General features: G+C 62.6%; 11 protein-coding genes. 9 read left to right on the forward strand and 2 right to left on the reverse strand.

Going from position 1 to position 13820, the window contains the following annotated elements; genetic code table 11:
• The first annotated feature begins 111 nt into the window (after window positions 1-111).
• The 9 genes from IFT57_RS04860 to IFT57_RS04900 all read left to right on the forward strand — a co-directional run bounded on the left by IFT57_RS04860 (window position 112) and on the right by IFT57_RS04900 (window position 11412).
• On the forward strand, window positions 112-2670 hold the full coding sequence (locus IFT57_RS04860; protein WP_192150747.1) for a TonB-dependent receptor: 2559 nt from the start codon (window positions 112-114) through the stop codon (window positions 2668-2670).
• A 113-nt stretch (window positions 2671-2783) separates the two neighbouring features.
• Window positions 2784-3401 carry a biliverdin-producing heme oxygenase gene (locus IFT57_RS04865; protein WP_192150748.1) on the forward strand — a complete coding sequence of 206 codons (618 nt, stop codon included), beginning with the start codon at window positions 2784-2786 and terminating at the stop codon, window positions 3399-3401.
• 18 nt (window positions 3402-3419) lie between these two features.
• Complete coding sequence (locus IFT57_RS04870) at window positions 3420-3821, forward strand: YbaN family protein (RefSeq protein WP_192150750.1); 402 nt, start codon at window positions 3420-3422, stop codon at window positions 3819-3821.
• 81 nt (window positions 3822-3902) lie between these two features.
• On the forward strand, window positions 3903-5411 hold the full coding sequence (locus tag IFT57_RS04875) for a sigma-54-dependent transcriptional regulator (protein WP_122796070.1): 1509 nt from the start codon (window positions 3903-3905) through the stop codon (window positions 5409-5411).
• Between the two features lie 348 nt (window positions 5412-5759).
• On the forward strand, window positions 5760-6137 hold the full coding sequence (gcvH, locus tag IFT57_RS04880; protein WP_192150752.1) for a glycine cleavage system protein GcvH: 378 nt from the start codon (window positions 5760-5762) through the stop codon (window positions 6135-6137).
• A gap of 9 nt (window positions 6138-6146) precedes the next feature.
• Window positions 6147-9008 (forward strand): aminomethyl-transferring glycine dehydrogenase, encoded by a 2862-nt coding sequence (gene gcvP, locus IFT57_RS04885; RefSeq protein ID WP_192150755.1) that lies wholly within the window; start codon window positions 6147-6149, stop codon window positions 9006-9008.
• A gap of 55 nt (window positions 9009-9063) precedes the next feature.
• On the forward strand, window positions 9064-10188 hold the full coding sequence (gcvT, locus tag IFT57_RS04890; RefSeq protein ID WP_192150757.1) for a glycine cleavage system aminomethyltransferase GcvT: 1125 nt from the start codon (window positions 9064-9066) through the stop codon (window positions 10186-10188).
• Between the two features lie 423 nt (window positions 10189-10611).
• Window positions 10612-10824, forward strand: a complete 213-nt coding sequence (locus IFT57_RS04895; RefSeq protein WP_122479618.1) for a cold-shock protein — start codon at window positions 10612-10614, stop codon at window positions 10822-10824.
• A gap of 96 nt (window positions 10825-10920) precedes the next feature.
• Entirely contained in the window at window positions 10921-11412 is a 492-nt protein-coding gene (locus IFT57_RS04900) for an RDD family protein (protein WP_192150759.1), read from the forward strand.
• A gap of 28 nt (window positions 11413-11440) precedes the next feature.
• Here the strand turns inward: IFT57_RS04900 and lptG are convergent, their stop codons facing one another.
• The gene (gene lptG, locus IFT57_RS04905) at window positions 11441-12502 is read right to left on the reverse strand and encodes an LPS export ABC transporter permease LptG (protein ID WP_192150761.1); all 1062 of its coding nucleotides are present in this window, start codon (window positions 12500-12502) and stop codon (window positions 11441-11443) included.
• Entirely contained in the window at window positions 12489-13613 is a 1125-nt protein-coding gene (lptF, locus tag IFT57_RS04910) for an LPS export ABC transporter permease LptF (RefSeq protein ID WP_122479621.1), read from the reverse strand. Before lptF ends, lptG begins: the two co-directional genes overlap by 14 nt.
• Window positions 13614-13820: the final 207 nt, after the last annotated feature.

Genomic DNA, 13820 nt, shown 5'->3' on the forward strand with positions numbered 1-13820 from the left:
ATAATTATTTTTACGCTGTAGCGCTTCCCCATCCGTCTAGTCATAGCCGATGCAACTGATTCGCATTCGGATCGGTAACACTATAACGACACGCGACAGGGAGCGCTTTCGATGTCCAAAGGTTTCACTCGTCCACAGTTTCACCACTCGGTGCTCACCGCTGCCCTGCTGCTGGCCGCCGTGCCCGCCGTGGGCAGCGCCGCGGAGCCGACACCGAACAGCGCCCGCAACAGCGTCAATCACTCCTTCAGCATTGCTCGGCAGCCTCTGGCGTCGGCCTTGAACGGCTTCAGCACCACGACGGGCTGGCAAGTCGGACTGCCCGCCGAGCTTGCCCAGGACGTCATTTCACCCGGCGCGCGCGGTAACCTGACGCCGGAACAGGCACTGGATCGGCTGCTCGCGGGGACACCCTTGCGCTATCGAAAAATCAGCGCCAACAATGTCGTGCTCGAGCGCAGCTCGCCGGGCGCCGTGATCGCCCTGCAACAGATGACCGTCAGCGCCACACGCCAGGAACAAAGCGCCGACAGCGTCCCGAGCACCGTCAGCGTCCAGGGCCGCACGCAGCTGGACCGTGATAACGTCAACACCCTTCAGGACCTGGTGCGTTACGAACCGGGCGTCTCCGCAGGCGGCACTGGTTTGCGCAGCGGCCTCACCGGCTACAACATTCGTGGTATCGACGGCGACCGTGTGCTCACCCAGGTCGATGGCGTCGAAGTGCCGGACAGCTTCTTCAACGGCCCCTACGCGCAAACCGAGCGCAATTACGTCGACCCGGAAATCGTCAAGCGCGTGGAAATCCTGCGCGGGCCGGCGTCGTCGCTATACGGCAGCAGTGCCATCGGTGGTGTGGTGAGCTACTACACCCTGGACCCCGAAGACATCATCAAGCCCGGCAAGGATGTCGGCGCACGCTTGAAGACCGGTTACAGTTCGGCAGACGAAAGCTGGCTGAACTCGGCCACCGTGGCCGGCCGTGCGGGTGACGTCGATGCCCTCTTGCACCTGAGCCAGCGCAATGGCCACGAGACCGAATCCTCCGGCGACCATACCAGCACGGGGCTGAGCCGCACCGCAGCCGACCCCAAGGACGTGCGTTCCACCAATGTCCTAGCCAAGCTGGGCTGGAACTACGCCGACGATGCTCGGTTCGGGCTCACCTACGAGAAATACAAGGACGACCGAGACGTTGACCTGAAAAGCGCCTATGGCGGCCCGTATGCAAATGGCAGCCCGCTGAATTTCTATCGATCCCGCGGTGGCAATGACACGATCACCCGCGAGCGCTTCGGCTTGAACCACGACTTCGGCCTGGACAGCGCCGTGGCCGATCACATCAAGTGGAGCTTGAACTACCAGATCGCCAAGACCGACCAGCACACCGAGGAGCACTATGTCGTTCCGCGCGCACGGGATGTGCTGCGAGCGCGTGACACTCTTTACAAAGAGCGCCAGTGGGTATTCGACCTGCAACTGGACAAGGCCTTCCAGGTGGGTGAAACCGATCACCTGCTGACCTACGGCACCAACATTCGTCAGCAGAAGGTTACCGGCTCACGCAGCGGCTACGGGACCTGCCTGACCGTGATGGGCAGTTGCCGAGCCATCGGCGCCGACAGCTCAACCGATCGCCTGGTCAAATCCAGCGACTTCCCCGACCCGACCATCAACACCTACAGCCTGTTCGCTCAGGACGAGATTCGCTGGAATCAGTGGACCTTGCGACCCAGCGCCCGCTACGACTACACGCAGCTCAAGCCACACGCGACCGATGAGTTCCTGCGCACGGTCAACCCCACAGGTGAATACACCGTGACCGACAGCGATCGGAACTGGCATCGGTTGTCACCCACGCTGGGCGTGACCTACGAGTTCGATGACCACTACACCTGGTATGGGCAGTACGCCGAAGGCTTCCGCACGCCGTCGGCGAAGGCACTGTACGGCCGCTTCGAAAACCTTGGCGCAGGCTATACGGTCCAGCCCAATCCGAATCTGGAACCTGAAAAAAGCAGAAGCTATGAAACCGGCCTACGCGGCAACTTCGAGGCAGGCACCTTCGATATCGCGGTGTTCTACAACCAGTACCGCGACTTCATCAACGAGGATGCAGTCAGCCCCGGGGCGACGTCCGCCGTGTTCCAAAGCAACAATATCAAGCATGCCACCATCAAGGGCGTCGAGCTCAAAGGCCGCTTGAACCTGGACAGCTTCGGTGCACCGCAAGGTCTCTACAGCCAGGGCTCCATCGCGTACGCCCATGGCAAGAACGAAGACAACGGCCAACCGATCAACAGCGTCAATCCGCTCAAGAGCGTATTCGGCCTGGGCTACGAGCAGCAGCAGTATGGTGGCCTGCTCAGTTGGACACTGGTCAAGCGTCAGAACCGAGTGGACAGCAGCGCGTTCAAGTCGCCGGACGGCAGCGGTGTGTTCAAAACGCCTGGCTTCGGCATCCTCGACCTGGCCGGTTACTACAAGGTCACCGACGACGTCACGGTCAACGCCGGCCTGTACAACCTCACCGACAAGAAATACTGGCTATGGGACGACGTGCGCAGTTATGACGGCGTCGGCGAAGCGGCGGTGACATCACCCGCCAACCTCGACCGCCTCACTGCTCCCGGTCGTAATTTCGCGATCAATCTGGTTTGGGACATCTGATAATGGCACTGTAGGGGCAGATAAGCGCTGCCCCTGTGGTGGGATTTTTTTACGGTCCGCTGTGAGTTGATTCGTCTCGTCTACACAGCACCGCATTTTTCAAGGAATTCGCAATGACCGTCACCGAGTACACTCAGGACCACGCCCCACTGCGCTCCGCCCGCTTGCGCGCGATCAGCCAGGCGTTGCACGACAGCCTGGAAAACACCGTGGCCCGCTACGCGCCGTTCGATACGCCGCAAAGCTATGCGCGCTTCCTGCAGATGCAGTACCTGTTCCAATCCGAGTTGCAACACTTGTACAACGACCCGGCGCTGATCGCCTTGTTTCCCGATCTGCCGGAGCGCTGCCGCGCAGAGGCGGCCAAGGCCGACCTGCTCGATCTGGGCGTGGCCATTCCGCAACCTGTGCCGGGCGCCCTCAGCGAGCCCAGTCAGGCCACGGCGCTCACCTGGATTCGCGTCTCCGAAGGGTCTAAACTCGGCGCCGCCATCCTGATCAAACGGGCTAACGCCCTGGGTTACACCGCAAGTTTCGGTGCTCGCCATTTGGCCGAACCCGAGGGCGGACGCGGCAAGGGCTGGAAGGCCTTCAACGCGATCTTCGACGCCCTGCCATTCAGCGCGGCTGAAGAAGCGCAAGCCGATCAGGCGGCCAACGATGCTTTTGCGCGCCTGCAGGTGCTGCTGCAACACACCTACGCCGACCACAAGGAAACGGCGCCGGCCTGACCCCAATGTATGGAACTCATGGACAACCCTCGCCCGCTCCCCTCAAAGCTGGCCCGCGTGCTTTACGGCCTGCTGGCCTATACCAGCCTGATCATCGGGCTGATCGCCATCGTGGTGCCGGGGTTGCCCACCACCGAGTTCATTCTGCTGGCCGCGTGGGCGGCGACCAAAAGCTCACCGCGGCTGAGTGCCTGGCTGGAGAACCACAAGCTGTTCGGCCCGATGCTGCGGAACTGGCGCAACGGCAAGGTGATTACCCGCCGAACCAAGGTCAGCGCAACCGTGAGCATGGTGCTCTGTTCAGTGCTCATGTGGTTCACCCTCAAGCAGCACTGGCCGGTATACGCAGCGATCTCCGGCATGGTGCTGGTCAACCTGTGGATCTGGTCGCGGCCCGAACGCATCAAACCCCAGCGCTGAGCAAGCCGGCGTAGGTGCTACAGCTTTGCGCAATGGCAAGGCATACTGCGTCCCTCCGCTGTCCGGAATGCTCGAGACCCCATGCGTATCCACGTCAGCTTCATCGACCGTGTCGGCATCACTCAGGAAGTGCTGGCCCTGTTGGGGGCGCGCAACCTCAACCTCGACGCAGTCGAAATGGTCCCGCCCAACGTCTACATCGACGCGCCGACCCTCAGTCCGCTGGTACTGGAAGAGCTGCACGATGCGCTGTTTCGGGTACGGGGCGTGGAGGACGTGCGCGTGGTCGATATTCTTCCGGGACAACGCCGGCACCTGCAGCTCGAAGCCTTGCTGGCCGCCATGGCCGATCCGGTGCTGGCACTGGACAGTGCCGGCAATGTGCTGTTGGCCAACCCGGCTCTGGTCGAGCTGTACGGCCGCGAGCCGGCCGGACAGTCGGTTGCGGACCTGTTCGCCGATCCTGCCTTGCTCGGCGCCCTGCTCGAACAGGGGTTTCGCCTGCCACTGCGCGAGGTCAACCTGAATGGCCAGACACTGTTGCTCGATGCCACACCGATCACCGACGCCGGCGCCCTGCTGACGCTGTACCCGCCCAACCGCATGGGTGAGCGGCTGGCCGCCCTGCACCACGACCACGCCGAAGGGTTCGATTCGCTGCTGGGCGATTCCGCACCGATCCGTGCGCTCAAGGCCCGGGCGCAACGTGTTGCGGCCCTGGATGCACCGCTGTTGATCCAGGGTGAAACCGGCACGGGCAAGGAGCTGGTGGCACGGGCCTGCCATGCCGTCAGCGCGCGCCACAGCGCGCCGTTCCTGGCGCTCAACTGCGCCGCCCTGCCGGAAAACCTCGCCGAAAGCGAGCTGTTCGGCTATGCCCCCGGTGCATTCACCGGCGCACAGCGCGGCGGCAAGCCTGGCCTGATGGAACTGGCCCACCAAGGCACGGTGTTTCTCGACGAAATCGGCGAAATGTCGCCATACCTGCAGGCCAAGCTGCTGCGCTTCCTCAACGATGGCAGCTTTCGCCGGGTAGGCGGCGACCGCGAGGTCAAGGTCAACGTGCGCATCCTCAGCGCCACCCACCGCAACCTGGAGCAAATGGTGGCCGAGGGCGCCTTCCGGGAAGATTTGTTCTACCGCCTGAACGTGCTCAACCTGAATGTGCCACCCCTGCGCGAGCGCGGCGAAGACATCCTGCTGCTGGCCCGTTATTTCATGCAGCAGGCCTGCACGCAGATTCAGCGACCGATGTGTCGACTGACGGCGAGCACCTATCCCGCCCTGCTGGGCAACCGTTGGCCGGGCAATGTTCGGCAACTGCAGAACGTGATCTTTCGTGCAGCCGCCGTCTGCGAAAGCAACACAGTGGACATCGGCGATCTGGATATTGCCGGCACCAGCGTAACTCGCCGCAATGACGGTGAAGTCGTCAGCCTGGAACAGGCCGTTGGGGCTTACGAAAAAGCGCTGCTGGAAAAGCTGTACCCCAGCTATCCATCCAGCCGGCAGCTGGCCAGCCGTCTACTGACATCTCACACGGCCATTGCCAATCGGCTGCGCAAGTATGGGATCGGTGGCGCGAACTGATATCACAGACGAACTGGACTGTATCGATTTAAATACAGCGTACGCAATTCGATACGGCTCGGCAGTGAGGCGTTAGACGACTCCTGTAGCAGCGGCGCAAGCCGCGTCAGGGGTCGTCCGGGTCCATGCGATAGACCGCGTCTGCCGCCGACGCGGCTTGCGCCGCTGCTACAGGGGAGGCGGGGTGCTTGCTGGCCTGGGGGTATCGTAGCGTTTTCGTTACAGGGGGTGTGATCCTTCATGAGGGCTATCTGCCTGGAGCCCTTGCAGCCTGTGACTTTGGGAAATCTGGCAACCATTTTGCTAAGTAACCGCCATTGCTGAACCCCAAATCATTGCGGAGTTTCCATGAGCGAGTTGCGTTTCACCGTCGAACACGAATGGCTGCGCCTCGAAGCCGACGGTAGCGTCACGGTCGGTATCACCCCTTTCGCCCAGAATGCCCTGGGCGACGTGGTGTTCGTGCAGTTGCCCGAGCTCGCGCGTCATGCGCGCGATGCCGAGGTTTCGGTACTGGAATCGGTGAAGGCCGCCAGCAGCATCAACATGCCGCTGGATGGCGAGATCGTCGAAGTCAACCCGGCGCTCGATGCAGCTCCGGAACTCGTCAACCAAGACCCACTGGCACAAGGCTGGTTCTTCCGGTTCATCCCCGACGACCTCGAACAGGTTCGCGCCTTGCTCGACCAGCCCGCCTACGACAACCTGATCGCCGCCCAAGGCTGAGGACCGACCATGACTCGCGCCATTGCATTGCACACCGACAACGAATTCATCGCCCGCCACATCGGCCCGGGCCCGGCCGATGAGCAGGCGATGCTCGACTTCCTGGGGTTCGACAGCCTCGATGCCCTGAGCGCCAGCGTCATCCCCGAAAGCATCAAGGGCACCAGCGTGCTGGGCCTTTCGGCCGGGCAAAGCGAAGCCGATGCCCTGGCCGCGATCAAGGCCATCGCCCAGCAGAACCAACTGTTCAAGAACTACATCGGCCAGGGCTACTACAACACCCACACCCCCGCGCCGATTCTGCGCAACTTGTTGGAGAACCCCGCCTGGTACACGGCCTACACGCCGTATCAGCCAGAGATTTCCCAAGGTCGCCTGGAAGCGCTGCTCAACTTCCAGACCCTGATCAGCGACCTGACCGGACTGCCCATCGCCAATGCCTCGCTGCTTGACGAAGCGACCGCCGCCGCCGAAGCCATGACCTTCTGCAAACGGTTGAGCAAGAACAAGAGCAGCCAGCGCTTCTTCGCCTCCAGCCATTGCCATCCGCAGACCCTGGCCGTGCTGATCACTCGCGCCGAGCCGCTGGGTATCGAGGTGGTCATTGGCGACGAGCACGAGCTTGCCGACACCGACGGCTTCTTCGGCGCCCTGCTGCAGTATCCCGCCAGTAACGGCGACATTTTCGACTACCGTGAACTGGTGGAGCGCTTCCATGCCGGCAACGCACTGGTCGCCGTAGCGGCCGACCTGCTTGCCCTGACGCTGCTCAGCCCACCGGGCGAGTTCGGTGCCGACGTCGCCATCGGCAGCGCCCAGCGTTTCGGCGTGCCACTGGGTTTCGGCGGTCCGCACGCGGCGTATTTCTCCACCCGTGACAGCTTCAAGCGCGACATGCCGGGCCGTCTGGTCGGCGTGTCCGTGGACCGCCACGGCAAGAGCGCCCTGCGCCTGGCCATGCAGACCCGCGAGCAGCATATCCGTCGCGAGAAGGCCACCAGCAACATCTGCACGGCGCAGGTCCTGCTGGCTAACATCGCCAGCATGTACGCGGTCTACCACGGCCCGGCCGGTCTGATCCAGATCGCTCGGCGCACCCATCAGCTGACCGCCATCCTGGCGCGCGGCCTGACGCAATTGGGCGTGCGCGTCGAACAGCAGCATTTTTTCGACACCCTGACCCTGGCCACCGGCAGTGCGACCGAGCGCCTGCATGAGCAGGCCCGTGCAGCGGGTATCAACCTGCGCGAAGTCGACGCGCAGCGTGTGGGTATCTCGCTGGACGAAACTACCCGCCAGGCCGACGTGGAAGCGCTGTTCGCGCTGTTCCACAACGAAAGCACCCAGGTAACGTTCCAGACCCTGGCCGATGAAGTCACCGATCAACTGCCCGAATCCCTGCTGCGCCAGTCGGCGATCCTGCAGCATCCGGTGTTCAATCGCTATCACTCAGAAACCGAGCTGATGCGCTACCTGCGCCGCCTGGCCGACAAGGACCTGGCCCTGGATCGCACCATGATCCCGCTGGGCTCCTGCACCATGAAGCTAAATGCCGCCAGCGAAATGATCCCGGTGACCTGGGCCGAGTTCGGTCAGTTGCACCCATTCGCGCCGGCTGCGCAGAGCCAGGGCTACCAGCTGCTGACCGACGAATTGGAGAGCATGCTGTGCGCGGCCACCGGCTACGATTCCGTGTCACTGCAACCCAACGCCGGCTCCCAAGGTGAATACGCCGGCCTGCTGGCCATTCGGGCCTATCACCAGAGTCGCGGCGAAGCGCACCGCGATATCTGCCTGATTCCATCCTCGGCGCACGGCACCAATCCGGCAACCGCGCACATGGCCGGGATGCGCGTCGTGGTCACCGCTTGCGATGCACGCGGCAACGTCGACATCGAAGACCTGCGCGCCAAGGCCATCGAGCACGGTGACAAGCTCGCCGCACTGATGATCACCTACCCATCCACCCATGGCGTGTTCGAGGAAGGCATCCGCGAGATCTGCGCGATCATCCATGACCACGGCGGCCAGGTGTACATCGATGGCGCCAACATGAACGCCATGGTCGGCCTGTGCGCACCGGGCAAGTTCGGCGGCGACGTGTCCCACCTGAACCTGCACAAGACCTTCTGCATTCCCCATGGCGGTGGCGGCCCAGGTGTCGGCCCGATTGGCGTGAAAGCGCACCTGGCGCCGTTTCTGCCCGGCCATGCCGCGCTGGAGCGCAAACAGGGCGCGGTCTGCGCGGCGCCGTTCGGCAGCGCCAGCATCCTGCCGATCACCTGGATGTACATTCGCATGATGGGCGGCGATGGTCTCAAGCGCGCGTCCCAGGTGGCCATCCTCAACGCCAACTACATTGCCCGGCGCCTGGAACAGCACTACCCGATCCTCTATGCCGGCAGCAACGGCCTGGTGGCTCACGAGTGCATCCTCGACGTACGCCCACTCAAAGACAGCAGCGGCATCAGCGTCGACGACGTCGCCAAGCGCCTGATCGACTTCGGCTTCCATGCCCCGACCATGTCGTTCCCGGTGGCAGGTACCTTGATGATCGAACCGACCGAAAGCGAGTCGCTGGAAGAACTCGATCGGTTCTGCAACGCCATGATCCAGATCCGCGAAGAGATTCGCGCCGTCGAGGAAGGCCGTCTGGATCGCGAAGACAACCCGCTGAAGAATGCGCCGCACACCGCCGCCGAACTGGTCGGTGAGTGGACCCACGCCTACAGTCGCGAACAGGCGGTCTACCCGCTGCCGACGCTGCAGGAAAACAAGTACTGGCCGCCTGTGGGTCGGGTCGACAACGTTTTCGGGGATCGCAACCTGGTGTGCGCCTGCCCTTCCATCGAAGCCTATCAGCAAGCGTGACAACTGCGGCGCGCAGCGTTGATCGCTGCGCGCCCCGCCTCGCAAGGAACGAAAAATGTCCGATGCCACTTTGCAAAAAACACCCCTGCACGCGCTGCACCTGGAACTGGGCGCGCGCATGGTGCCGTTCGCCGGCTACGACATGCCGGTACAGTATCCGCTGGGCGTGATGAAGGAGCACCGCCACACCCGTGCCCAGGCCGGGCTGTTCGACGTGTCGCACATGGGTCAGATTCGCCTGACCGGCGCCAATGCCGCCAAGGCACTGGAGACGCTGGTTCCGGTGGACATCATCGACCTGCCGGTGGGCATGCAGCGCTATGCCATGTTCACCAATGAACAGGGCGGCATTCTCGACGATCTGATGGTGGCGAACCTGGGCAACGACACCTTGCTGCTGGTGGTCAACGCCGCCTGCAAGGATCAGGACCTTGCCCATCTGCAAAGCCATCTGCACGGGCACTGCGAAATCGAAGCGTTGTTCGACGCACGTGCGCTGCTGGCGCTGCAGGGGCCAGCAGCGGTAACGGTGCTGTCACGCCTGGCGCCGGAAGTTGCCGACATGACCTTCATGCAGTTCGCCAGCGTCAAGCTGTTGGGCGTGGACTGCTATGTAAGCCGCTCAGGCTATACCGGCGAAGACGGCTTCGAGATTTCCGTGCCCAGCGGCGCGGCAGAATCGCTTGCGCGTGCCTTGCTGGCCGAGCCTGAAGTGGAACCGATCGGCCTGGGTGCACGCGATTCGCTGCGGCTGGAAGCGGGCCTGTGTCTGTATGGCCATGACATGGACAGCGAGACCTCGCCGATCGCGGCCAGCTTGCTGTGGGCCATCTCCAAGGCGCGTCGTGCCGACGGTGCGCGCGCCGGAGGCTTCCCGGGTGCCGAGATCATCTTTGCCCAGCAACGCGATGGGGTCGCGCGCAAGCGGGTCGGCCTGCTGCCCTTGGAGCGCACACCGGTGCGCGAGGGCGCGCCGATCATCGATGCCCAAGGCGTCGAAGTCGGCCGCGTATGCAGCGGTGGTTTCGGCCCGACACTGGAGGCTCCGGTTGCCATGGGCTATGTGGAGATCAGCTCGGCGGCTCTGGACAGCACGCTCAGTGCCATCGTGCGCGGCAAGCCCGTAGCGCTGAAAGTTGCCAAGATGCCCTTCGTCCCGCAACGTTATTATCGCGGATGAGTGCAACTCGCTGATTGCATCAACGCCACCGGGCAATCAAAGCGGTTTGGTAGATAAAAACTATGAACCGCAGGGAAAGCGTCATAGTACCAACACCGCTTCCGGCATTCTTTGCAGGGTTCGTGCGCGCTGACGTCAACGATATGCAGGTCATGCACGATCGTGGGGCAACGTCCCGGATACGGCCTGAAATGCGGCATGAAAAGGTCAAAACACAGGGGTTTCGAGGGCTTGTTTTTGTCGCTGAAGTTAGCGTAAAGTTTCTCCACTGTGTTTGCATGGGTCGCTTGGATCGTGACCTGGGCAGTAGCTCTGATCATTGCTACAACCCGTTCGACGTCTCTTACTTTCCTGCAAATCAGCCCAGTCATCTTTCATGTGAAAGACGCTGTTAATAATTCTAGGTTTCAAGGAAATTAAGCTATGTCGAATCGTCAAAGCGGTACCGTCAAGTGGTTCAACGACGAAAAAGGTTTCGGTTTCATCACGCCTGAGAGCGGCCCGGACCTGTTCGTACACTTCCGCGCCATTCAGGGCAATGGTTTCAAAAGCCTGAAGGAAGGCCAGAAGGTCACCTTCGTTGCCGTGCAGGGCCAGAAAGGCCTGCAGGCAGACGAGGTTCAAGCCGAGGCTTGATTCGAGCGTCGCCGAAAAGCCCCAGCGCTGATAGCCTGGGGCTTTTTTGTGGCCGCTCGGCTGACGTGACCGGCCTACTCTGCCCAAGGATCTTCAATGGCGCTCATTGCAGCGGACAACGTGCAGCCGATACCGGCAAGCCTGGCTCGGCGCCTGGCTGCGGCGACCTATGACCTGATCCTGTGTCTGGCGCTGCTGATGGCTGCCGCCGCGCTGTACAAGCTGGCCCAGATGGGTTGGTACGGTGAGGCACGTCTGCGCGTCCTTTCCGAGGCGGGTGCGCTGGATCACGATCCATGGCTGTCGCTGCTGTTGACGAGCCTGTCGTTCGCTTTCTTCGCACGTTTCTGGACCCATGCCGGACAAACCCTGGGCATGCAGGCCTGGGGCATTCGCGTGCAGAATACTGACGGCAGCACCATCAGCCCCGGCCAGGCGCTGCTGCGTTTCGCGCTGGCAATGGTGTCCTGGCTATGCCTAGGGCTAGGCTGGTGGTGGATGCTGATCGAGCGCCGCCAGCGCACCTGGCACGACCTGGGTTCACGCAGCCAGGTCGTGCGGATTGGCAAAGAAAAAACCGGCCACTGAGGGCCGGTTCGAAAGTTGCTGCCAGTCGCTAACCCGCGCGTCGCAACAGCCACAGTCCTGCCACCGCGCAGATCGCCGCAGGCAGCACTACTGCCAGTAGTGGCGGAAAGCCAAACACCAGGCTCGAAGGCCCTAGCAAGTCCTGGGCAATGCGGAACACGAAGCCCACCAGCACCCCGGTAAACACACGCTGGCCCAAGGTGACCGAGCGCAAGGGACCGAAGATGAAGGAGATGGCCATCAATACCAGTGCCGCCGTTACCAGCGGCTGGAGGACCTTGACCCAGAACGCGAGCCAGTACTGACCGTTGTTGAGGCCCTGGTCGGCCAGGTAGTGGATGTACCCCCACAGCCCGGAGATGGACAACGCTTCGGGTGCGACGATGACCGTGCTGAGCAACTGGGGTGTCAGGGAAACATCCCAACGCTCCTCGGCAGCCTTGACCACTTCACTGCGATCGGCGTGAAACAGCGTGGTGGTGACCTCGCTCAACTGCCAGTGATCGCCGTCGTATTGCGCCTTGCGGGCAAAGCTGGCGCTGAGCATGTGGCGCTGATCATCGAAACGGTAGCGCGTCACCCCGTACAGCAGGCCGCGTGGCTGCACCGTGTTGATGTGGATGAACTCGTCACCCTGGCGGTGCCACATGCCGTGCTTGCCGCTTTGCGCATCGCCACTGCCCAGGGCCAGCGAGCGCTCGGCCTGAGCCTTGTTCTCTGCCGGCGGAGCGACGTATTCGCCTACCAGCACGCCTACCACCATCAGCACCAGCATCGGCTTCATCACGGCCCAGACGATGCGCCCGACCGAGACGCCCGCAGCGCGCATGATGGTCAACTCGCTGCTGCTGGCCAGACTGCCGAGGCCGATCAGGCAGCCGATCAAAGCTGCCATCGGCAGCATGTCGTAGACCCGCCGCGGCGCAGTCAGGGCAACGTACTTGCCAGCATCGAACAAGGTATAGCTGTCGCTGATGTCGCCCATTTCATCGATGAAGGCGAACAACGAAGCCAGCCCGAGAATGATGCCCAGCACCGCGAGGATGGCAACCGCCACGCTCTTGCCGATGTAGCGATCAAGCTTGACCATGGGTCACCCCCTTGGCACGGCGGCTGGCACGGGCCAGCTTCATCGGCTCCCAATACATCAGCAGCAGGCCGATGGCCAGGAACAGCACGTGCACCCACCACATGCCCAGCGCTGCAGGCAGGCGGCCTTTTTCCATGGCGCTGCGCGCGGCAATGAGCAGAGTCAGGTAGGCCATATACAAGAGGATCGCCGGCAGCAGTTTGAGGAAGCGGCCCTGGCGCGGGTTGACCCGCGACAACGGGACCGCCATCAGGGTCACGATGAATACCAGCACCGGCAGCGACAGACGCCACTGCAGCTCGGCGCGCGGCCGTGGATCGGTGCTGCCCCACAGCTCGCCGGTAGGTATGGCTTCGCGGTCGGTGATGTCGCTGCTCACATCCGGCTTGGGCAGGAGCACGCCATAGGTGTCGTACTGGATGGCGCGGTAGTTGGCCTCGCCCGGATTGCCGTCATAGCGGAAGCCATTTTCCAGGATCAGGTAGCGGTTGCCGTCGGCACGCACTTCCTGGCGACCCTTTTCAGCCACCAGCACGGAAATTCCGCGGTCCTTGGCCTTGTCCTGGGACATGCGCTTCTCGGAAATGAACACGCCGCTGAGATCGACGCGGTTCTCCGAAAGGCTCTGGGTGTAGGTGACCCGTGTGCCATCGCGCAATGCCTGGAAGCGACCCGGCACCAGGGTGTCGAACTCGGTCATGGCGTCCTGCTGGTTGATGATCGTGGCGACCTGAGCAACGCCCTGCGGGGCAAGGCTCAGGCTCAGCCAGGCCACCAGCAGGGCGACCAGCGTCGCCGGAGCCAGCGTGATGGCCAGCAGGCGCTGTTGACTCATGCCGGTGGCGGAAAGCACAGTCATCTCGCTTTCCAGGTACAGACGTCCGTACGCCAGCAGGATGCCCAGGAACAGGCCCAGCGGCAGGATCAGTTGCAGGAAGCCCGGCAGGCGAAAGCCCATGATCATGAACAGCACGCCGGGGTCCAGGATGCCGGACGCCGCCTGGGCCAGATACTTGATGAAGCGCCCGCTCATGATGATCACCAGGAGCACGGCACTCACGGCGCTCATTGTGATCATGACCTCACGGGACAGATAACGGAAAACGATCAAACCAGACACTCCAGGGTCGTCGCGCGCAGGCAGCCCGACAGGGGAACGTAGCAGCCATGACAGGGGCCGGTCCGCTTGAGCGGGCCAGGTAAAAAGTCGCCGCATTATCCTGTGAAAGGCTGTGCCTGTCACTTAACAGCGGCATCGGGTGGACAATTACCGCCATGCAAAGGTTGCGAGCGGGCTGGGGCTGGGGTCAAACTGGCT

The sequence above is a fragment of the Pseudomonas sp. CFBP 13719 genome, assembly GCF_014842095.1.
GTDB lineage: Bacteria > Pseudomonadota > Gammaproteobacteria > Pseudomonadales > Pseudomonadaceae > Aquipseudomonas.